Raw genomic sequence first — 19,923 nt, 5'->3', positions numbered from 1 at the left:
GCCCATCCGCCAGGCCAGACCCTCCCGGCCGAGCACCCGGGCCCGCCGGTCCACATCCGTCGCCGTGCTCACCCGGGCCGCATCCACCGTCCGACCGATGGCCTCCACTTCCTTCAGAGCAGTGACCGCTTCCGCATCACTGAGCAACCCCACCGGGATCGCCGCCAAAGCCTCCGCGAGAGCCGCCCGGGCTCCGGCGAGCCGGGCGACAGCATCCGCATGCACCGACGGCACCGAACCGGCCAGACCCTCCGCGCCCTCGAAACCCTCGGCAACCGCAACCGGATGGGCCGACTCCGCCGATGGGGCCAGCTGGTCGCCCGCTGCGGTGGGCTGGTGCCCCGCAGCCCCGGAACCGGGTGACTGCGGGGTGTGTGACTGGGGATCGGAAGCTCCTGCCATACCCCGATTCTACCCCGAATCGAACACGAATGCGAGACTTACTCACATAATTTTGGGTGTCCAGCCCAGCTTTCATACCTGAAAACGAGTACTCCGACCCCGTGGTGGCTAACTCAGGAGATCCGCCCGGGCGAGCAGCACCGGCCCGCGGACCAGTGCTGCCGATCCCGCCCGGCCCAAACAATCTCCTGAATTTGCAACCATCGCTGCCCGAATCTCCTGGGGCTACTGAGTGAGGCCCAGCGTCTCGCGCAGGGTCGCGCCGGCTTCATACTCGGTGCGGTAGACGCCGCGCTCCTGAAGCTCCGGGATGACCCGGTCGACGAACTCGTCGAGGCCCGTCGGATTCGTGTGGCCGACGATGACGAAGCCGTCTGAAGCTTCCTCCTGAACGTGCCGGTTGATCTGCTCGGCGACGTGCACCGGCGTGCCGACGAAGGTGTGCTTCGCGGCGAAGCGGATGACCAGGTCGCGGATGCTCAGCCCTTCGGCCTCAGCAAGGCCGCGCCAGGACTTCGCGACCGCAACCGGGTCCGCGACATGGCGCACCCGGCCGCGGGTGACGCCCTCGTCGGCGAGGACGGGGTCGGTCTCCGGCAGTGGGCCATCCGGGTCGTAGCCGCCCAGGTCGGTGCCCCAGAGCTGCTCGAGGAACGAGATCGCGGTCTGCGGGCTCACCTGCAGGAGCGCTACTTCGCGGGAGCGTTCCCGCGCTTCGGCCGCGGTGTCGCCGAGAATGAAGGTCGCCGCCGGCAGAATCTTGAGGGAGTCGGGGTGGCGGCCGACGGCCGGAAGGCGGCCCTTCACATCGCGGAAGAACCGCTGGCCGTCCTCGAATTCGGAGTGCAGGGAGAAGATCACTTCCGCGTTCGCCGACGCGAAGTCACGGCCGTCGGCAGAGTCTCCGGCCTGCACGATCACCGGGTGGCCCTGTGGGCTGCGCGGGAGGGTACCGAAGCCCTTCACGTCGAACTGCTGGCCGTGGTGGTCGACCGCCGTGAGCGCATCGGCGGAGAGGAACTCCCCCGTGTCCTTGTTCGCGGCGAGGGCCCCGGGCGCCCAGCCATCCCACAGTGCGCGCGCGACGGCGACGAACTCCTCGGCGCGCACGTAGCGGTCCTTCGGGTCGAGGAAGCCGCCGCGACGGAAGTTCTCGCCGTGGAAGGCGTCGGAGGTCGTGACGATGTTCCAGCCGGCCCGCCCCCCGCTCAGCAGGTCGAGACTCGCGAGCTGCCTGGCGAGTTCGTACGGTTCGTTGAAGGTCGAGCTGAGGGTGCCGACGAGGCCGATGTGTTCGGTCACGGCGGCGATCCCGGCCAGGATCGCGAGGGTGTTGGGTCGACCCACGACGTCGAGGTCATGGATGAGCCCCTTCTGTTCCCGCAGCCTGAGCCCCTCGGCGAGGAAGAGGAAGTCGAACTTGCCGCGCTCGGCATTCTGCGCGAAGTGCCGGAAGGACGAGAACGCGATCTGGCTCTCGGCCTTGCCGTCGCTCCAGACCGAGGTGTTGTTCACCCCGGGGAAGTGCGCGGCGAGGTGCACCTGCCGAATCGGACGCCCGGCGGCATCCTGGGGGATCGGGTGGACGGTCGTGCTGGCGGTCGTGGTCATCAGCGGATGCTTCCGGTCAGGTCGAGTTCGAAGGTGGAGTCTGCGGCGGGGTCGCCTTCGGTGTCTGCCGTAGCGGTGCCGCGAGCGTCGGCGTCGGCAGGGGTCGCGTAGCGGCTCTCCGGGCGACCGAATCCGAGCCGGGCGCGGAGCGTGGCCACCCCGTCGGGCCGGTCGAGGACACCCGCGGAACGCAGTAGCGGAACGACGCTCTCGGTGATCGCCGAGAGGTCTTCCGGAAGCCGTGCCGGGCGCAGCCGAACGCCGTCGATGCCGAGCTTGTGCCAGTGCAGGAGCTGGGTGGCGACGGCTTCGGCGGTGTCGGCGAGGATGAGCGTGTCGGAGGTCCAGGGTTCCCCGTGGGTGGCGTTGAGCCGGGCAAGGGTCGCCTGGGCCGCATCCGCCGTCTCCGCGATCAGGACCGAGATCTCGGTCCAGACCCGCAGGGGTTCGTCTGCCCCGCGCGACACGTCGTGGGCCGCCGTCTCGAGCTGCCCAAGGATGGCCTCGAGGTGCGCGTCGTCGTGCGGGGTAACGCCGACGATGTCGGCGCCGGCCACGGCGAGTTCGTACGGGACCTTCTGGTGGGCGAGCGCGTAGACGAGCGGCTGGCCCTGCGGCGGGCGCGGGGTGATCGAGGGCCCCTTGACGGTGAACCGGTCGCCCTTGAAGTCGATGTAGTGCAGCTTGTCGCGGTCGACGAACCGGCCCGTCTCCACATCGCGGATCACGGCGTCGTCCTCCCAGCTGTCCCAGAGCCGCCGGGCGACCTCGACGGTGTCGCGCGCCTCGCCGAAGAGGTCCTCGATCAGGGCGGTCTGGGCCGGGTCTGCGCCCAGGACGACGAGGGCTGGGTCGAGGGCGGGCAGCGTGCGGCGTCCGACGTGCGCGGCCTCATGGGCACGCCCGGAGACCTGCACGCGCCAGCCGGCCCGGCCTTCGCTCACGTAGTCGAGGGTCTGCACCCCCGTTGCCACGTGGAACGGTTCCGTGTGCGTCGTGGTGATCGTCGGCACTAGGCCGATCGTGCTCGTGTGCGGCGCAATCGATGTCGCGAGCAGAAGCGCGTCGAGTCGACCGCGCACCTCGTCGCGGCGGGGGTCGATTCCGCCGAAGCCCGAGCTCTGGAGGCCGAAGGAATCCTCGATCGTGACCAGGTCGATGCCGGCAGCCTCGGCGGCACGCACGAGGGCGACCCAGTAGTCGAGGTGGAACAGGTCTGCGGGGCGGGCGTCCGGCTCGCGCCAGGCCGACGGGTGCCAGCCGGCGCCGTCGAGTGCGATTCCCAGGTACAGCGACGATGTCATCGGGAGTGTCCTTTTCTCTGCGCGAGACACGGTCGTCTGCGCGGACACCCACGATATGCACGGCACTGTTCCGCCAGGCCGCAGGCAGGTCACACAAAGTCATGCGTGAAACCTGCGGTAACAATTGTTAGATGCCGAGGAGTTTTGCCTTCGCCGCCGAGAACTCCGCGTCGGTGATCACGCCGGCCGTCTTGAGGGTCGCGAGCCGTTCGATCTGGGCGGACAGGCTGTCGTCGGCGGCGGCCGCCGGTTGCGGCGCCTGCGCATACTCCTGCGGTGGTGGAGCGTAATGCGGCTGTTGCGGTTGTTGCTGGGCTGCCTGCTGGTCTGCTGCGGATTGGGCCCTGGCCTGTTGCCGACGGCTCACTCCGCCGGAAACTGCGGTCGCCGTGCCTGCGATGACCGCGGTGCGTGCCATCGTCCCCATCAGGCCGGGTCGCCCACCTCGGCGCATCATGGTGTTCCTTTCGTCGTGTTCCGAAATGTGTTGCGTGGCCTGTTGGGGTCAGTCGGTGTCGGCCCCGGGTTCTTCCAGCGCCATCAGTACCTCGTCCACGACGGATTCGGGTACGTGCACGTCTTCGAGAAGGACTCCTCCGGAGTCCAGGATCGCATCGCGCAGCGGCCTGAACCAGGTGTGTTCGAAGACCAGGATGGCCGCCGAGCTGTTGTTCTCGAGGTCCGTCGACAGCTCGTCAACATCGTCGTCGGAGAGTCGGCACGGTCTCTCCTCGCTCGTCGTCACGACCTCGTCGTCGAGACGCTCCATCAGGACGCTGGGGACACTAATCCCGTCCGATGCGGGCATCAAGGTGCCCGCGAAAGGAGACCTTTCCGGCGGACTCGGGTCGCGCTATGGTCGGGCTGCCGGCGAGATAGCCCGGCACTGGAGCGGATCTCGTGCTCGGTTCGCCCTGCCTGTTCCACCCGGCCTGGAACCGCAAGAACCCCTGGCATCGCAAGAACACAGAAGAGCACCTGAGGCAAGGAGCAGTTCATGTTTGCGAATTTCTGGGACGTCGTGTGGTTCTTCTTTTGGAGTTTCGCGTTCATCGCGTATCTCATGGTGTTGTTCTCGATCGTCGGCGACATTTTCCGGGATCACAAGCTCACCGGTTTGGCCAAGGCCGTCTGGCTGATCTTCCTCGTTTTCGTTCCCTTCCTGACGGCCCTGGTCTACCTGATCGCCCGCGGCCCGGACATGGCAAGACGACAGGCGGAACGCGTGCAGCAGGCGCAGGCATATACGGATGACTACGTGAGGTCCGTCGCCTCGTCCGCCAGCCCCTCCGCGGAAATCGCGAAGGCGAAAGAACTCTTCGACAGCGGCTCGATCACGGCCACGGAGTTCGAGGCGCTCAAGGCCAAGGCGCTCAGGTAGCGCGCTGCGAAGGGCGTGAGCCTCCAGCGCTTCCGGTAGCGGCTTCTAGACTGGGCAGATGGACGCCTCGAGCCTCGTGAATGCACCACCGATTTTGACCCTCACCATTAATCCCGCCCTCGACGTCAGCACCTCGACGGCCCATGTGACCGGGGAGCACAAGCTCCGGTGCGGGAGCACGCGCATCGACCCGGGGGGCGGCGGCGTGAACGTGGCCAGGGTCATCCGTCGCCTCGGCGGCACCGCTCTGTCCCTGTATGCGGCAGGCGGGCCAACGGGAGAGGCCTATCGCCAGCTCATCGCAGCGGAAGGACTCCCCACCGTTCTGGTGCCGATCAAGGAAAGCACGCGCCAGAGCTTCACCGTCGACGAAACCGATACCGGCAAGCAGTTCCGCTTCGTGCTCCAGGGACCCGAGTTGTCCGAGGCCGAGTGGACCACGTGCCTCGACACCCTCGCCGCGTCGATGCCCCGCGGCGGATATGTCATCGCGAGCGGCAGCCTGCCCCCGGGAGTCCCCGACGACTTCTACGCACGGGTCGCCCGCCTGGCCAGAACCAATGGAGCGCGGTGCATCGTGGATGCCTCCGGTCCGGCCCTCAGCGGAGCGCTCGCGGAAGGGGTCTTCCTGGTCAAGCCCAGCCTCCGCGAACTCGAGGCTCACGCCGGCGTGAAGCTCGAGACTCCGGAGAGCCAGGCGGAGGCCGCGTCGGCGCTCGTCGCCAGCGGCGCAGCAGAGTACGTGGCGCTCACCCTCGGCGGAGAGGGCGCCCTGCTTGCATCGAAGACCGGGGTCATCCGCTCTGAGGTTCCGAAGGTGACCGTGATCAGCACCGTCGGGGCCGGCGACAGCTTTCTCGGCGCCTTCGTGCTGCGCCTCGCCCAGGGCAGAACCGTCGAGGAGGCCTTCCGTGCGGGAGTCGCCGCCGGGAGCGCCACGGCCTCGACACCCGCAACCGAACTGTGCCACCGCGAGGACGTCGAACGACTCGAGGCCGAGCTCGCCGCGCGGGCCTGAGCCGGCGCGGCGGCAGACGGCCTACGCGAAGAAGATCGGGTCGAACTCGCGGAGAGTGTTGCCGTTCTTGGGTGCTTCCGTCAGGAACACGTTGAAGCCGTAGGGCAAGGGCGCGTCGTCGTCGTCGATGAACCACAGGTCGGTGACGCGGTAGGCCACGCCACCGGTGTAGATCCCGTCGCCGATTTCCGGAAGAGTGTCGCCATCGGCGATCTCGAGGAATTCCTTGTTCGGCAGCACATAGGTGGTCGGTACAGTCTGTTCTTCATCCATGGTTCGAGCTTACCGGGACCGGATTTGGGGACGACAGCGGGGTGATGTACGAGTAGCCGGTGCTGGTGTTCTTGGTCATCGAGAGCACGAGTTCCATGTGCGGTTCGAGGGCGGTGACCTTGTCGAGCGGCGACCCCACGATGAGCTGGAAGCCGAGTCCCTTCCACGCGGCCACAGCACGGCCGGCGAACTCGGAGTCCGATTTCACGAAACCCTCGTCGAGGAAGACCGGTGCGAACCGCGGGCGGGTGCGGCTCTCGTCGCCGAGCTGGAAGCGCAGCGCGGCCCCGACGACGAACGCCACGAGTTCCTGGGACTCTCCACCGCTCTTGCCGCCGAGCGAGGAGTATGTGCTCACCTCGACGCCGTCGGGCGTCGACCGTACCGCCGTGATCTCCACGTGCTTGCGCACGTCGAGGAGCAGGTCCCGCTGCGACTCCGTGCGCGTCCCTGGTTCCGGCCGGCGAATCTGGGCCATGAAATTGTGGAGACGGGTGAACCGGGCCTCGGTTTCCTCGTCGGTGAAGTCCTCGGTCGCTCCGGACGCGAGGACCTTGAGCTCCTTGCGGAACGCGGTGGCGTCGTCGCGGTGCAGGCGGCGCAGTGCGATCTTCAGTCGATCGCGGCCGGCCCCGAACGGCAGGGTTGCAAGGATCTCGTTGATCGGTCTGAGCCGGTCCTCGATCTCCTCGATGGCAGTGTTGAACGCCGCGGTGAGAGGCACGAGGTCTTGTCCGCTCCACGCCGACAGCCGTCGCTTCCATTCCTGGCGCCGCTCGTGCAGACCGAGCGTGTAGACGGCGTCGAGGATGTCCCGGTAGCTCGTGTACGACTCGAGCGAGGTGCCGATGTTCGGGTCTGGCCACCTGCCCTGGAACGTCTCGAAGATGCGGACCAGTGAATCCCGGGCGCTCGTGGCGTTCTCCCTGTCGTGCGCGGACTGCTCGGTGAGGCGCTCGCGCAGCCGTCGGACGCCGCCCTCGAGTGCGGCGAGGTCGCCCTGGTCTCCGACGAGGGCGAACTGGTCGGTCAGGTGCGCGAAGTGCTCCTCGGAGAGGGTGGCCGCCTGGTCACGTTCGATCCGGTCGAGCATGCCGGAGACGGCGTCCTGACGGTCGACGATCCGCGCCTGTTCGGCGGCAAGACGCTCGGCGGTCCCATCGGCCGCGTGTTTGAGCTTCTGGGCGGCCTCGAGTTCGGAGGAGAAGCGTCCTTCCTCGGCTTTGAGGGCGCGGAGGATGTCGCTGCCCGCGAGGACGCGCTCCGATTCGGCTTCCTTCTCGGCGATCCTGGCCTCGGCGCCGGCCACATCGATCGACAGCCAGGTGGTGTCCACGACGTACTGGTGGGCGCTTCGCCTGCTGCGGAGGTCGGCGATGCGGTTCCCCACTTCGGCGGCGTCACGGGAAAGTGCCTCGGCCGCGCCGGCCAGTTCGGCGCGTTCGGCCACGATCTCGGCGAGTCGACCGGCGTTCGAGAAGCCGACGATCGGCGCCTGGCCCTTGTTCCAGCCGTGTGCCCCGCGCTTGCCGTTTCGGGTCTGGCCGCTCGGGGTGACCCGCGGGCCGTCGCCGGCCAGGTCGGTGGCCTCGGCCACGCAGAGCGCGTCGAGGCTCGGTGCGCTGACCCGGTCCTGGACCCAGCCGCTGAAGGGTGAATCCTGATAGACGAGCTTGCCGGACACGTAGCGGGGGTCGCCGGTACGAGGTCGGTGCGCCCGGAGTGCGACGCCCTCGAAGTGGATGCGCACCGGGATCTGAATCGGTTCGATGGCCGCGCTGAGGGCGCGCAACCGCGTCTCGTCGACGAGCATGACGCGCACGACGGACGACAGGGTGACTTCGGCGGCCTGGCGCCAGGATTCCTCGCCGGCGGCGAGGTCGACGAGTTCGGCGACGAAGGGCAACTCGTCCGCGGGGATCCCCGCGGCCTCCGCGATCATCATCCGGGCATTGTGCAGGTGCTGGGGAATCAGGTTCTCGCGGCCCGCGAGGAAGTCGTGCTCCTGGCCCAGGGTCCTGAGCTGTTCCTCGACGGGGAAGGCGTTCCGTTGCAGGGTCGTGCGCTCGGCCTCGAGGTCACGCTCGGCCCCGGAAAACCCGGCGAGGAAGCGTTCCGCGTCGTTCTGCGCGAGGGTGAATTCGGCCGGCGAGACGATCGCCGGGGCGAGGACGGCGGTGCGGTCGTCGAACTTCGCACGCTCAGCCGCTACGTCGTCGCGCTGGTCCCGGAGCTGGCCGATCTCGTTCTGCAGGCTGACGAGGACGTCGCCGCCGTTGTCACGCTGCTGGTGCTGCACCTCGGCGACGCGGGACTTGAGCTCGGTCTCGGCGTTCCTGGCCCGGGTGAGCTCGACCTGGTTGTCCCGGCGGCGGATGCGATTGGTGTCTGCGGCACCCTCGAGCAGTCCCTGCTCGGTGAGGAGCTGCCAGAGCACGAACGGGGTGTCGCCGGTGCGATGGACCCCGAAGGTGTCGATCAGGTCGGCCTTCTCCGCAGCTGTCTCGTACTCCCGGTGCAGGTCGGGAATTCGTTCGAGGACCTTCGCCTTCTGGGCCTCGGTCAGCATGGCCCCGTAGGACCTCTCGAGGTCCTCGAAATGATCGACGGCCTTGTCTGCCGCCGCATAGGTGGCCGGCTCTTCGAGGACCATCGACTTGTAGAGCCCGTCGACCGTCTTGACCTGCTGTCCGGCCTGGATCCGCGCGAGGAGCCGCAGCGCCTTGCCGCCCTCGCCGTTGGCGCCGATTCCGAGCCGGGTGTAGAGGGTCTGGGCGAATGCCGCGTAGGTGTCGAAGACATCCAGTTCGGGGAACCGGGTCCGGAGCGCCCGCTTGTCGAAGCGCGCCTCGGTGACGTCGGCGAGGTCACGCAGGTCGAGGAGGCCGTCCTGGGTGGCCATCTTCATGGTGATGTCGGCGAATTTGGTCGCGCCCCGTGGCACGAAATAGGCGCGCAGCACCGTGAACCGGCGGCCGTTGTCGTCGACGAAGGTCATCGCGACCGCGCCCCAGGTCGCGTCGTGCGCGCCGCGGAGGACCTGGTCCTGCATCTCCCCTGTGCCGGCCTCACGGTTGGAGTCGGTCTTGCCCCTGAGGTAGGTCATCAGGTTGCGCTGGTCGAGGCTCCGTGCCCTGCCGGACCCCGCGTCGTTGGACGCACCGTTGAACGGTGTGTCCGAGGGCATCATCAGCGCGAGGTAGGCGTCGAGGAGGCTGCTCTTGCCGGTTCCGGATGCCCCAGAGAGCAGGGTCGCCGAGGGGGCGAAGGTGATCTCGTGGTGGCCTTGGAAGCCGCCCCAGTTGACCATCTGGAACAGTTCGGCGCGCCACTGCGTCGTGCCCTCAGTGGATCCGTCGATGTAGAAGAGTGGGGAATCGCTCATGAGATCGCCTCCAGTTCGGGGTCGCGGTCGCCCGGATCAAGCGCACCCTGGTCGGCGAGGCCGGGTGCGGGCACGACCGCGGCGGGCGCACCGGCTGCGTTCTGCTCGACGAGCCATTCGTGCAGTTCGGCGAGCCGTTCGAGCGGAAGCAGAACTTCGATCACGGCAGAGATGCGGAATCGGTCCGGATCGCTCGTCTTGAGCAGCACCCGCGCCTTGGCGAGGCTGTCGACGGCGGCGCTCGCCTTGCGGGCGTCGCCGTACCGGTCCATCGAGAACTCGGGGCGGAAGTGCGCCACGTTCTCCACGAGATTGTCGCGGTCGACGAGCACGATGTCCTGGCCGTTTGCGCGTTCGCTGCGGAACCGCTGGCGCAGCAGCACGAGCAGGATCGTTTCCTCGCGCGTGTATGCGACGTCGTGCAGAAGGGTCGGGAACCGGTCTCCCGCCTCCGAGACGGCCTGCCGTTTGAACGCGACCTGGTAGTGCAGGTCGATGTGCAGGTCGAGGAACATGTCGTTGAGGCGCGACTTGAGCAGCCGCTGCGAGTCGAGCAGGGTGCGCCATTCCGCGGGCTGAAGCGCGGCGGACACGTAGCGGTGCTTCATCAGGAGCACCAGGGTACGGCGCTGTTCCACAGTGAGGCCGCCCTCGTCGCCCTCGAAGAGGGAGAAGCTCGCGGGCTCGTCGTCGATGGCGGCGTCGATCCCTGCGCCGGCGTCACCGTCCAGGCCGTCGTCGTCGCGGTCGAGGTCGTCGCGGCCGTCCTGGTCGTCCTGGTCGTCCTGGTCGTCTGTCCACTCGTCAGTCATGATCGGATCCATAGTTCAGGGCGGCCAGGGCCGCCGTTTCGTCGTCGTTCAGGATGATGCGGGGAACCGAGAAAGTGCGCCGGCTGCCGTCGGGCCGCACGGTCTCGAAGCTCTCCACCTGGTGCGCGCGGCCGAGCGCGTCGACCTGGGTCGCGATCTGCAGCATGCCGAGAATCTCGACCGGGCGCCGCAACGCCGGTTCGAGGCCGTTGAACGCCGCACCGACGGATGCCGCGTCTCCCGTTCCGCGGAACGTCACGAGGGCGTCACGCATCCGTTCGAGCATCGGGCCGCCCTGCCTGCGCATCTCGTCGAGGCTCGGCGGTTCGGGGGCATACTCGGACACGTCCTCGAGGTCCGGCGGCGGCCTGTGGTTCAGCGGATCGTAGAACCGTTCGCGGAGGTGCTCGACGTCGAGAATGCCGGGCATGAGTTCTGCCGTGACCGTCGACCGGGGTCCGGCGGTCTCCATCCAGACCGCGAGTTCCTTGTTGATCTCCCGCAGGAGGCGCTCGAGTTCGCGGTCCTTGACGACGTCGTGGTTCACAATGTGCTCGCGGAGAGTGGTCGTGAGGCCGTTCCGCTGGGTCAGCACGTCGTCGATGCCCTTGCGGATCAGCCCGACGGTGCCGAGGAAGGTGCGTCGCTCCGCGGTGGTCAGCCGGGCGGCGAAGGGATGGTCGAGGATCGCTTCGAGGTCGTTCTTGACATCGGAGAGGAGTGCGTCGTCGCGCAGCAGCGTGAAGGCGCCCTCGAAGGCGCGGCCTTCCGCGGTCGCCGACATCAGGGCATCGGTCTTGGCGAGGTATTCGTCGAGGACCTCACCGATCGGGCGTTCCTCGCCGCGGAAGTCGCTCACGATCTGGCGGTGCATGGCCGCCACGGATTCCTCGACGCGTTTGAAGTCACTCGGCAGCTGCATGATCAGGTCGACGAGGTTCGCGTAGCCTTCGTGCATCTGTTCGTCGGTCGCGGTGGCGATCTCGCCGCCGCCCTGGAGTCGGTCGCGCTCCGCGGTCTTCTCGGCGATCTCCTGGTCGAGACGGCGGATCCGCGCTTCCCGGTCGGGGGTGGCCTGGGTGGCGCGGTGGCGGACGCTGTCGACGATGGTCGTGAGGCGGGACTCGCTGATCAGGGCGCGGTCCTGGGAGAGGCTGTCGACGAGGAGGAGTGCCTCGAGGGCGTGCGAGGTGAGGGAGTACTGCTCCTCACCGCCCTCCCCGGTCTCGCGGTAGAGCCAGAGGTCATTCATCCACTGGACGCAGAGGGCGCGGCCGTTCTTGCCCGGCACCTCGCTCCCGACGGACCGGAGGTCGGCGAGGTAGGCGTCGACCTGCGAGTGCAGGCGGTCGGCCTGGACGCTCCGCCGGTCACGGCTGAACGCCGACTTGAAGACGGCGAGGACAAACGGCGCCCACTTGCGATCGAGCAAGCGCAGGGTGGGTTTGTCGAAGGCTTCGCGCACGCGCGCCAGTTCACCCGCAATTTCGCTCACAGTGGTAGTTCCCTTCCCGGACCCCTTCAACCGTAACGGGCGCGAGATTCGATTCTGTCCAGGGTCCGGTCGCACGGGCTGGCGCTGGGCAGGAACGGGACGGGCACGGGGGCCGGTCAGGAGCTTAGGTTCGAGCCGCCCCAGTGCTCTCCCGGGCGCCCGCGTCGGCGGAGGCGCACCGTCAGGTGCAGCTCGTTCCGGTGCGCGAGGATCAGGGCGATGACCACCGCGGCGAGCGCGGGCACGAGGCCGGACACGAGCATCCCGGTGTCCGGGCCGAAGGACTCGACGATCCAGCCCATCAGGGGCCCTCCGATCGCCTGGCCGCCGAGCAGCACGAGCACCCAGACCGACATGACCCGCCCGCGCACCCGCACGTTGGACGACATCTGCACGAGTGGGTTGCCCGCGGTGAAGAAGAACTGGTTCGCGATGCCCGTGACGATGAGGGCGGCCCCGAAGCTGATCTCGGTGGGCATCAGGCCGGAACTCGCCTGGATCAGGGCCCAGACTCCGCCGCTGACGATGACCGTCCGCAAGCGGATGTTGGCCCGACGTGTCGAGGCGAGCGCACCCGCGACCGCGCCGACGGCGATCAGGGTGTTGAACAGGCCGTAGCCGCCTGCGCCCACCTTGTAGACGTGGTCGGCGTATGCAGCCAGGAGCACGGGCATGTTGAGGGAGAAGACGGAGAGGAAGGCGAGCATCACGATCGGCCAGAGGATGGTCGGCTTCGAGACGACATAGCGCAGGCCCTCGATGAGCTGCCCCTTCTGCCGCGGAGCCGTCGGGGTGCGGTACAGCGCGGAGGCGTCGAGCCTGGTCAGGGCGAGGACGGTCAGCAGGCACGCGGCGGCGTTGATGCCGAAGGACCAGCCGGACCCGACCGCGACGATCAGGGCACCGCTGATGGCCGGCCCGATCAGCGCGCCGAGCTGGAAGACCGTCGAGTTCACCGTGATCGCGTTGCGGAGGTAGCGCGGGCCGACGATCTCGTTCACGAAGACCTGACGGGTGGGGTTGTCGATCACGGTGACGAGCCCGACCAGAAAGGCGATCGCCCAGACCTGCCAGACCTGCACGGTGTTGGTGAGGGTGAGCACCGCGAGGACAGCGCTGAGCAGGGCGGCCGCTGACTGGGTGAGCATGAGCAGCATCCGCTTCGAATAACGGTCGACGATCACGCCGCCGAAGAGGCCGAAGGCGAGCATCGGAGCGAACTGCATCGTGACGGTCACCCCGACGGCCGCGACGCTGCCGGTCAGTTGCAGCACGAGCCAGTCCTGGGCGATGCGCTGCATCCAGGTGCCGGTCATGGCCACCGCGTTGGACGCCGTGAACAGGCGGAAGTTCGGAACGCTCAGGGAGTCGAGGGTCTGGCGCCACGGGCGGGGGCCTTCGTTCACCGGAATGGGAGTGGTGGGCGGGAAAAGATCCGCGGGTGAAGTCAAGAAATGCCCTGCGTCTACCCACGATCGAAAATCGATCGGGTCTGCTCCACGCTACGCTCCCCAGCGACGCCCGCGCTCCACGACCGGTCGCGCCCGCGCCGAATGCACGGTCAGGCGGGGAGCAGCCCGCTTGCGTCGACGAGGAGAGCCGCCGCCTTGTCCCAGAGCAGGGAGTGTCCGCGTTCACACGCCCCGTCGAGCTGGGTGCCGCTGAGCGCGCGGAACAACGGCTCGTCCCGGCGGATGAAGCCGATCACCTGGTCGCGGAACCGGATCTCCTGCAGGCTGTCATCCTCGCACCGCACGACGACGAGGCGAATCGTCCTGATCGCGTCGTCCCGGGAAATCAGGCGAAGCGACAGGGAGGCGACAGCTGGCGTGCGGCGGCGGGTGGTTTGGACTGCGGGGTGCGACATCGGATCTCCGGCTCTCACGACGGTCGGCCGGGGCTACCGGTGACCCCGGGCAGCTCATGGAACCTCTCGACTCGTGGCTGACATTAACGCCACCGCCTGCCGGAATCGGATAGTCCCCTTTTAGGAGGACCCTCCCATGCGAAGAATCCAAGGCGCCGGGATCGGTCAGACGGTCACGCCGTTCATGGCTCCGGCGGTCAGCTCGACCGAGCGCAGCCGAGCCTCGATGTCCCGCGAGGCGTGCGCGATGATCAGTTCGTCGGCGTGGGTCGAGGCGACGAAGTCGTCGAGGAAGACCCGCACGTCTGCTGGATCGCCGACGGCCGAGTAGCGCATCATATTCGCGATCTGACGCCCTTCCGCAGTGATGAGGAAGGCGTCGACCTGCTGGTCGGTGTACTCCGGCGACGCCGGACCGCGCGTAAGCATGCCGCGCACCCGGTTCCGCCGGGTCTCCTCGAACTGTCGGACGGCATCCGCCCGGTCGTCTGCGGCGATCACGTTCACACCGACGATCACGTGCGGCTCGGCGAGCTGCGCCGAGGGCGTGAAGTCGCGCCGGTACAGGGCGATGGCCTCGTGCAGGGCGTCCGGCGCGAAGTGGGAGGCGAAGGCGTACGGCAGGCCGAGCGCCGCGGCCAGGCCTGCTCCGAAGAGCGAGGAGCCGAGGATGTAGAGCGGCACGTTGGTGCCGGCACCGGGGATGGCCTGCACCCCCGGCACGATCGACTCGCCGCGCAGGTAGGCCTGGAGCTCCATCACGTCCTGGGGGAACTGGTCGGAGGCGCGGGGGTCGCGACGCATCGCCCGCGCGGTAGTCTGGTCGCTGCCCGGGGCGCGGCCGAGGCCCAGGTCGATCCGCCCAGGGTAGAGCTCGGCGAGGGTGCCGAACTGTTCGGCGATGGTGAGCGGAGAGTGGTTGGGCAGCATCACGCCGCCGGAGCCGAGCCGGATGGTCGACGTCTGGCCCGCGACATGGCCGACGAGGACGCTCGTGGCCGAGGACGCGATCGTCGGCATGTTGTGGTGTTCGGCGTACCAGACACGGGTATAGCCGTGCTTCTCGGCGGTCTGCGCAAGGCGGACGCTTCCCGCGAAGCTCTCCCTGGCAGTCTGCCCGGGTGCGATCGGAGCGAGGTCAAGAATGGACAGGGCAACAGTCATACCGTGGACAACCACGCACGGGTGCGAAACGTTACCCGTGCCATCGTGCAGACTTGCATAATGCCGAAATCTCCCCTGGCCGTCGAGCCCAGAACACTCAACACGGATGTCGCGCCGCGCCATTCGGCGGTCGAGGACGTTCTCGGAATCCTCACCGGCACCCTCCTCGCGTCGTTCGGGCTGTTCCTGCTCAAGGCGAGCGCGGCGGTGACCGGCGGCACGGCGGGACTCGCGCTCCTGCTGAGCTACGCGGCTCCCGTGCCGTTCGGTGTGTTCTTCTTCGCGATCAACGTGCCGTTCTTCGCCCTCGCTCTCTGGAAGAAGGGCTGGAACTTCACGCTGCGCACCGTCATCGCGGTCGCGCTCGTCTCCGCGTTCTCGTCCCTGCACCCGTACGCCCTCGGGATCGAGCACCTCAATCCGGTCTACGGCGTGTTGTTCGGCAACCTCGTGATCGGGGTGGGGCTGATCGTGTTGTTCCGCCACAAGGCCAGCCTGGGTGGGTTCAACATCCTCGCCCTGCTCCTGCAGGAGCGCCTCGGCTGGCGTGCCGGGTATGTGCAGATGGTGTTCGACGTGACCGTCGTCGTCGCCGCGATCACGGTCGTCGCACCGCTGAACGTCGCCCTCTCGGCGGCGGGCGCGATCGTGCTCAACCTCGTGCTCGCGCTCAACCACCGGCCGGGACGCTACCTCGGCACCTGAGCCGCGGCATCCGCTGCGGGTGGTCTCGGGCTCGCCGGGCCACTCGGGCCACTCGGCGAGGTGCGGCTCTATTCGCCTTCGCCCGTGGCCTGCTCCGGCTTGCCGATCGTGCGCACGACCCTGGCCGGGTTGCCGACGGCGATGACCCCGGCCGGCACGTCCTTGGTCACGACGGACCCGGCACCGATCACGCTGCCGTCACCGATCGTGACCCCGGGGCATACGACGACGTTGCCGCCGAGCCAGACGTCGTTGCCGATGTGGATCGGCAGCACGCGCTCGTAGCCCGCGCGGCGCTCGTCGACGTCGAGAGCGTGGATCGGCGTGTAGAGGCGGGCGCTCGGCCCGATCAGCACGTTGTTCCCGATCGTGATCTCGCCGCCGCCCAGGGTGAGGAAGTCCCCGTTGATGAAGGTGTCCCTGCCGATGTGCAGGCGGGATCCGTAGTCGAGGTACATCGGCGGCCGGAAGTCGAGGTTCTCCCCCGCCGTGCCGAGCATGCCCGTCAGCAGCGCGTATGCGGCCTCCCTGTCCTCGTCGTAGAGGGCCGTGATCCGACGGCAGGTGCGCTGGGTGCTGTTCGTCATTTCGGCGAGCTCGGGGCCGGACCGGTAGCGGTACCAGTCCCCCGCGACCATCTTGTCGAATTCGGAGCGGTCGGGATCGGGGGTCGGTCGTTCGGTGAGGTCCACGTGGACAATCCTAAACCGCATCCCGGGTATTTGTTTGCGATAACAACAAACGGGTGGCGGATACGATCCGCCTCAGAGCAGCGGCAGCACCTGCTCGCGCACCTGCCTGCGCAGGATCTTGCCGAGCATCGACCGCGGCATGTCGTCGATCTGCACGATGCGGCGCGGGATCTTGTATGCGGCGAGCAGTTCACGGCAGTGCGCGCGCAGGGCCTCCTGGTCGAGGGTCGCGCCGGGCTCGAGTTCGACGGCTGCGACGACCATCTCCCCGCCGCGCTCGAGCGGCTTGCCGAAGACCGCGGCGTCCTTGATGGACGCGTGCAGCCGCAGCGCCGTCTCCACCTCGGTGGGTGAGACGTTGAACCCGCCGGTGATGACGAGTTCCTTGGCCCGGTCGACGATTGTCGTGAAGCCGTCGGCGTCCACGGTGACGATATCGCCGGTGCGCAGCCAGCCGCCCGGCAAGAGCGCCTTCTTGGTTTCGTCCGGGTTGTTCCAGTACCCCTGAAAGACCTGCGGGCCCTTGAGTAACAGCTCCCCCGGCTGCCCCTGGGCTACTTCCATGCTCGGGTCGTCCAGGTCGACGACCTTCATCAGGGTCGAGGGGAACGGCACCCCGATCGTGCCGGGACGGCGGGTGGAGTAGAACGGGTTGCCGAGGGCGACCGGGGAGGATTCGGTCATCCCATAGCCCTCGACAAGAAGGCCGCCGGAGACCGATTCCCAGAGCTCGACGACGTGCGCGGGCAGGTTCATCGCGCCGGAGATGCAGTATTTGCAGGAGCGCAGCGAGACGCCCTGTTCCTGCGCGGCCCGGGCGGTGCGCTCGTAGATGGGCGGAACGGCGCAGTAGACGGTCGCGGGCGACTTCTTCATCGCGGCGAGGATCAGCCCCGGCTCGAACTTCGGGAACAGCACGAGCAGCGCCTGCTTGCGGATGCCGTAAGTCAGGTAGAGCGTCATGCCGAAGGCGTGGAACATCGGCAGGATCGCGTAGAAGATCTCCTTGCGATACTCGGCTCCGTGCATCCACGCCTCGCCCTGGAGCGCGTTCGAATACAGGTTGAAGTGGGTGAGCATCGCACCCTTGGGACGGCCCGTGGTGCCGGAGGTGTACTGGATGGCGGCAAGGTCGTCGACCGACGGATGCGGGTGCTCCGGGTCGATGCGACCGTGCGTGAGCAGTTCCTTCCAGGCGATCGTGCCGGGCGCGGAACCGGTGAGGGCCTCGCGGGACTCCCGCAGGCTCTTGACCGGCAGGTACAGGGCCAGGCGCTTGATCGTCGGGAACGCCATCAACAGGTTGACAGAGATGATGTGGTCGATCTCGATGTCGGCAGGGAAGGCGCGGATCGCCGCGACCGTCTTGTCCCAGGCGATCACGATGCGGGCCTGGTGGTCCTCGAACTGGTGGCGGAGTTCCCGCGAGGTGTAGAGCGGGTTGTGCTCGACCACGACCGCGCCGAGGCGCAGCACCGCGTAGAACGCGACCACGTGCTGGGGGCAGTTCGGCAGCAGGAGCGCGACCCGGTCTCCGGCGCGGACGCCGAGGTGCCGGAGGCCCTCCGCCGCGCGGTCGATCTGCTCACCGAGCTCGGTGTAGGTCGTCCGCCGTCCGAAGAACTCGAGGGCCGGGTGGCTTCCTGCCTCGGCGACGGACCGTTCGAGCATGGCGACGAGCGACTCCGCCGGAAGGTCGATTTCGGCAGGAACCCCCGGTTGGTAGTTCTTTACCCAGGGCTGTTGCTCAGTGTTGGCCATGCTCCCATCCTCCCGCGAACGGCTCCCCGGCCGCGCGCGACACGGCACACCCCGCCTTTGGTCGCTAGAGCCTCGCCATCTCGGCGTCGATGCCCTCGATCACCCGATCGAATTCGGTGGTGTCGATCCCGTCGCCGTTGTTGTTGAACGCCACGTGGTGGGCCGACTTCCAGGCGCAGTCCACGGATTGCGCCTTGGCCCAGAATGCGTCCCAGTTGTGCAACTTCCACTCGTCGCGGTGATAGCCCCGATTGATGAGCCTTTGCCGCATCTCTTCACCGTCCACGTGCACGTGAACGACGATCTTCTCGGCCTCTGGCCAGTAATACCTCGCATGCACTTCGGTGAGGAAGTCTTCGTTCGAAAAGTACTTGCCGAACGGCGCGTCGAGGACCACCGAGTTCCCGAGGGCCAGGTTGTCGCGGCAGAGCTTGAGGATCGTCTCGTACTCCAGCGGCATGATGACCGTCTGGTAATACTCGTTGTTGTCTCGCTCGTTCTTGTCGAATCCATGCAATTCCAGCAGGAGCTCGGTGAAACCGGTTGTCGCGGTGTCCTTGTCGATGTACGCCGCGTGGTTCTGTCGGGCGATGAATTTGCTCACGCTCGATTTGCCGGAGCCTGCGGGTCCGACGACAAAGAATACTTTGGGCTTCATGGTCTGCAACTATCTCTTCTTCAGTGAATTGATGTGCTCATCGGCCTGGATTGTGGGGCCCGGCGCTTGGCCGGGCCCCACAGGGCGATGGTCAGGCGGTGATGCGCGGGCGGCGGTCCTTGACGAAGAACCCGTAGGAGAGTGCACCGACCAGCAGCATGATCCCACCGATCACGAATACGAGGGTGTAGTTGCCCCCGGTCGCGTTCAGGATGTAGCCGGTGACGATGGGGGCCAGTGCGGCGCCCAGGAATCCACCGAAGTTCTGGATGGCGCCGAGCGATGCCACCTGGTTCTTCTCTGCGAGGTCGGCGGCCAGCGTCCAGATGACTCCGATGGGGACCTGCGCTGCGAAGTACCCGATACAGAGAAGAGTGATCGCGAGCGGCGTGTTGTCGACGTATGCGACCGGCAGGACCGCGACGGCTGCCAGGAGGGCACCACCGACGATCGGGATCTTGCGCGCCCTGATGGTGGGTATGCCCCTCTTGATGGCCTTTCCTGAGATGATACCGCCGGCCAGGACGCCGATGATGCCGCAGAGGAAGGGCAGCGCGGCGAGCCAGCCGGTCTGGCTGAGGCTGAACCCGCGCGCGGTCTGCAGGTAGCTCGGGAGCCAGGTCAGGTAGACCCAGACCGTGTAGAAGATACCGAAGGCTCCGATGATCATGAACCAGGTGTTGCGGTGCTTGAGAAGGTCGCCCCAACCAACCTGCTTGTCCTTGGGGTGGTTCTCCTCGTGGAGCGCCGCACCCTTGATGCGGATCTCTTCCATTGCCGTCGGGTCACGGTAGATCTTGATCCAGATTGCGGCGACCACGATGCCGAGTGCGCCGACCATCACGAACATGCCTCGCCAGCTCATCGTCAGGAGCAGGAACGTCAGCAGCGGCGGCGCGATCGCGTTAGCGATCTGCGAGCCGGTATTCACAATCGACACGGGCAGGGCGCGCTCGGTTTTGTTGAACCAGCGGTCGGAGACCTTCAGTCCCGACGTGAAGAACGGGGATTCCGAGATGCCCAGGGCCATTCGCATCACGTAGATGAACGTGAACGAGTTCGCCAGGGCAGTGGCCATGGATACAACCGACCAGGCGATCGCCGCCCATGCGTACATGCGCTTCGGACCGAACTTATCGACGAGGTAGCCGGCAGGCAGGTTCGCAATGGCATACGGCCACGCGAATGCGGAGAGCAGAAGTCCCATTTCGATGGCGTTCAGGTGGAACTCCGCAGCGATAGTGGTGTTCGCGATGCTGAGCGTGCCCCGGTCGAGGTAATTGACGATGCCACCGAGAACGAGCAGGGCGATGAAGAACCAGCGGATCTTGACGCTTTTCGGTTCTACCAGTGCGGATGAATCAGCCTCCATAGACAACTTGGTCATGGGGTTCA

Annotated in this window: 19 protein-coding genes; 3 read left to right on the top strand and 16 right to left on the bottom strand. The window is 67.3% G+C overall.

Going from position 1 to position 19,923, the window contains the following annotated elements:
- From E3O39_RS08140 to E3O39_RS08120, 5 genes are all read right to left on the bottom strand, one after another.
- Nucleotides 1-402: hypothetical protein (locus E3O39_RS08140; RefSeq protein ID WP_198413407.1), on the bottom strand; the 402-nt coding region annotated here is incomplete at its 3' end.
- A gap of 225 nt (nt 403-627) precedes the next feature.
- Entirely contained in the window at nt 628-2,013 is a 1,386-nt protein-coding gene (locus E3O39_RS08135) for an NtaA/DmoA family FMN-dependent monooxygenase (RefSeq protein ID WP_134450264.1), read from the bottom strand.
- Nucleotides 2,013-3,317, bottom strand: a complete 1,305-nt coding sequence (locus E3O39_RS08130; protein WP_134450263.1) for an LLM class flavin-dependent oxidoreductase — start codon at nt 3,315-3,317, stop codon at nt 2,013-2,015. Before E3O39_RS08130 ends, E3O39_RS08135 begins: the two co-directional genes overlap by 1 nt.
- Nucleotides 3,318-3,444: 127 nt before the next feature.
- Nucleotides 3,445-3,774, bottom strand: a complete 330-nt coding sequence (locus E3O39_RS08125) for an SHOCT domain-containing protein (RefSeq protein ID WP_134450262.1) — start codon at nt 3,772-3,774, stop codon at nt 3,445-3,447.
- A gap of 48 nt (nt 3,775-3,822) precedes the next feature.
- Nucleotides 3,823-4,086: a hypothetical protein gene (locus E3O39_RS08120; RefSeq protein ID WP_134450261.1), complete on the bottom strand. Its 264-nt coding sequence runs from the start codon at nt 4,084-4,086 to the stop codon at nt 3,823-3,825.
- Between the two features lie 228 nt (nt 4,087-4,314).
- On the opposite strand from E3O39_RS08120, the gene E3O39_RS08115 reads away from it, so the two are divergent.
- Together E3O39_RS08115 and E3O39_RS08110 are read left to right on the top strand one after the other, a co-directional pair.
- Entirely contained in the window at nt 4,315-4,698 is a 384-nt protein-coding gene (locus E3O39_RS08115; protein WP_134450260.1) for an SHOCT domain-containing protein, read from the top strand.
- 58 nt (nt 4,699-4,756) lie between these two features.
- Complete coding sequence (locus tag E3O39_RS08110) at nt 4,757-5,716, top strand: 1-phosphofructokinase family hexose kinase (protein WP_134450259.1); 960 nt, start codon at nt 4,757-4,759, stop codon at nt 5,714-5,716.
- 21 nt (nt 5,717-5,737) lie between these two features.
- Here E3O39_RS08110 and E3O39_RS08105 read toward each other — a convergent pair whose 3' ends face one another.
- From E3O39_RS08105 to E3O39_RS08075, 7 genes are all read right to left on the bottom strand, one after another.
- Complete coding sequence (locus E3O39_RS08105; protein ID WP_134450258.1) at nt 5,738-5,989, bottom strand: hypothetical protein; 252 nt, start codon at nt 5,987-5,989, stop codon at nt 5,738-5,740.
- Nucleotides 5,982-9,374, bottom strand: a complete 3,393-nt coding sequence (locus tag E3O39_RS08100; RefSeq protein WP_134450257.1) for an ATP-binding protein — start codon at nt 9,372-9,374, stop codon at nt 5,982-5,984. Before E3O39_RS08100 ends, E3O39_RS08105 begins: the two co-directional genes overlap by 8 nt.
- Nucleotides 9,371-10,186, bottom strand: a complete 816-nt coding sequence (locus E3O39_RS08095; RefSeq protein WP_134450256.1) for a DUF4194 domain-containing protein — start codon at nt 10,184-10,186, stop codon at nt 9,371-9,373. Before E3O39_RS08095 ends, E3O39_RS08100 begins: the two co-directional genes overlap by 4 nt.
- A complete protein-coding gene (locus E3O39_RS08090) occupies nt 10,179-11,681 on the bottom strand; it encodes a DUF3375 domain-containing protein (RefSeq protein ID WP_166787438.1) in 1,503 nt (500 codons plus the stop codon). Before E3O39_RS08090 ends, E3O39_RS08095 begins: the two co-directional genes overlap by 8 nt.
- Nucleotides 11,682-11,797: 116 nt before the next feature.
- Nucleotides 11,798-13,093, bottom strand: a complete 1,296-nt coding sequence (locus E3O39_RS08085) for an MFS transporter (RefSeq protein WP_370294748.1) — start codon at nt 13,091-13,093, stop codon at nt 11,798-11,800.
- Nucleotides 13,094-13,242: 149 nt separating this feature from the next.
- Complete coding sequence (locus E3O39_RS08080) at nt 13,243-13,548, bottom strand: hypothetical protein (protein WP_134450254.1); 306 nt, start codon at nt 13,546-13,548, stop codon at nt 13,243-13,245.
- A 165-nt stretch (nt 13,549-13,713) separates the two neighbouring features.
- Nucleotides 13,714-14,712 carry an LLM class flavin-dependent oxidoreductase gene (locus E3O39_RS08075; protein ID WP_134450253.1) on the bottom strand — a complete coding sequence of 333 codons (999 nt, stop codon included), beginning with the start codon at nt 14,710-14,712 and terminating at the stop codon, nt 13,714-13,716.
- A gap of 60 nt (nt 14,713-14,772) precedes the next feature.
- Between E3O39_RS08075 and E3O39_RS08070 the strand changes: the two genes are divergently transcribed.
- Entirely contained in the window at nt 14,773-15,417 is a 645-nt protein-coding gene (locus E3O39_RS08070) for a YitT family protein (RefSeq protein WP_134450252.1), read from the top strand.
- A gap of 68 nt (nt 15,418-15,485) precedes the next feature.
- Here the strand turns inward: E3O39_RS08070 and E3O39_RS08065 are convergent, their stop codons facing one another.
- The 4 genes from E3O39_RS08065 to E3O39_RS08050 all read right to left on the bottom strand — a co-directional run bounded on the left by E3O39_RS08065 (nt 15,486) and on the right by E3O39_RS08050 (nt 19,915).
- Nucleotides 15,486-16,109, bottom strand: a complete 624-nt coding sequence (locus tag E3O39_RS08065; RefSeq protein ID WP_241985013.1) for a sugar O-acetyltransferase — start codon at nt 16,107-16,109, stop codon at nt 15,486-15,488.
- Nucleotides 16,110-16,181: 72 nt separating this feature from the next.
- Nucleotides 16,182-17,870: a long-chain-fatty-acid--CoA ligase gene (locus E3O39_RS08060; protein WP_134450251.1), complete on the bottom strand. Its 1,689-nt coding sequence runs from the start codon at nt 17,868-17,870 to the stop codon at nt 16,182-16,184.
- A 64-nt stretch (nt 17,871-17,934) separates the two neighbouring features.
- Nucleotides 17,935-18,528, bottom strand: a complete 594-nt coding sequence (locus tag E3O39_RS08055) for an ATP-binding protein (protein WP_134450250.1) — start codon at nt 18,526-18,528, stop codon at nt 17,935-17,937.
- 91 nt (nt 18,529-18,619) lie between these two features.
- The gene (locus E3O39_RS08050) at nt 18,620-19,915 is read right to left on the bottom strand and encodes an MFS transporter (protein ID WP_134450249.1); all 1,296 of its coding nucleotides are present in this window, start codon (nt 19,913-19,915) and stop codon (nt 18,620-18,622) included.
- Between the last annotated feature and the right edge of the window lie 8 nt (nt 19,916-19,923).

Origin of the sequence: Cryobacterium sp. MDB2-A-1, from assembly GCF_004402675.1 — a bacterium.
GTDB classification, from domain to species: Bacteria; Actinomycetota; Actinomycetes; order Actinomycetales; family Microbacteriaceae; genus Cryobacterium; species Cryobacterium glucosi.
The sequence above is the reverse complement of the archived record's forward strand: the minus strand, read 5'-3'. Positions and strand labels throughout refer to the sequence as shown.

Bases quoted from the DNA above. Each gene is read 5' to 3' on its own strand.
- E3O39_RS08135 (WP_134450264.1), bottom strand. From the start codon at position 2,013: ATGACCACGACCGCCAGCACGACCGTCCACCCGATCCCCCAGGATGCC.
- E3O39_RS08100 (WP_134450257.1), bottom strand. From the start codon at position 9,374: ATGAGCGATTCCCCACTCTTCTACATCGACGGATCCACTGAGGGCACG.
- E3O39_RS08080 (WP_134450254.1), bottom strand. From the start codon at position 13,548: ATGTCGCACCCCGCAGTCCAAACCACCCGCCGCCGCACGCCAGCTGTC.
- E3O39_RS08120 (WP_134450261.1), bottom strand. From the start codon at position 4,086: ATGGAGCGTCTCGACGACGAGGTCGTGACGACGAGCGAGGAGAGACCG.
- E3O39_RS08105 (WP_134450258.1), bottom strand. From the start codon at position 5,989: ATGGATGAAGAACAGACTGTACCGACCACCTATGTGCTGCCGAACAAG.
- E3O39_RS08110 (WP_134450259.1), top strand. From the start codon at position 4,757: ATGGACGCCTCGAGCCTCGTGAATGCACCACCGATTTTGACCCTCACC.
- E3O39_RS08075 (WP_134450253.1), bottom strand. From the start codon at position 14,712: ATGACTGTTGCCCTGTCCATTCTTGACCTCGCTCCGATCGCACCCGGG.
- E3O39_RS08060 (WP_134450251.1), bottom strand. From the start codon at position 17,870: ATGGCCAACACTGAGCAACAGCCCTGGGTAAAGAACTACCAACCGGGG.
- E3O39_RS08130 (WP_134450263.1), bottom strand. From the start codon at position 3,317: ATGACATCGTCGCTGTACCTGGGAATCGCACTCGACGGCGCCGGCTGG.
- E3O39_RS08055 (WP_134450250.1), bottom strand. From the start codon at position 18,528: ATGAAGCCCAAAGTATTCTTTGTCGTCGGACCCGCAGGCTCCGGCAAA.
- E3O39_RS08070 (WP_134450252.1), top strand. From the start codon at position 14,773: ATGCCGAAATCTCCCCTGGCCGTCGAGCCCAGAACACTCAACACGGAT.
- E3O39_RS08115 (WP_134450260.1), top strand. From the start codon at position 4,315: ATGTTTGCGAATTTCTGGGACGTCGTGTGGTTCTTCTTTTGGAGTTTC.
- E3O39_RS08125 (WP_134450262.1), bottom strand. From the start codon at position 3,774: ATGATGCGCCGAGGTGGGCGACCCGGCCTGATGGGGACGATGGCACGC.
- E3O39_RS08050 (WP_134450249.1), bottom strand. From the start codon at position 19,915: ATGACCAAGTTGTCTATGGAGGCTGATTCATCCGCACTGGTAGAACCG.
- E3O39_RS08095 (WP_134450256.1), bottom strand. From the start codon at position 10,186: ATGACTGACGAGTGGACAGACGACCAGGACGACCAGGACGACCAGGAC.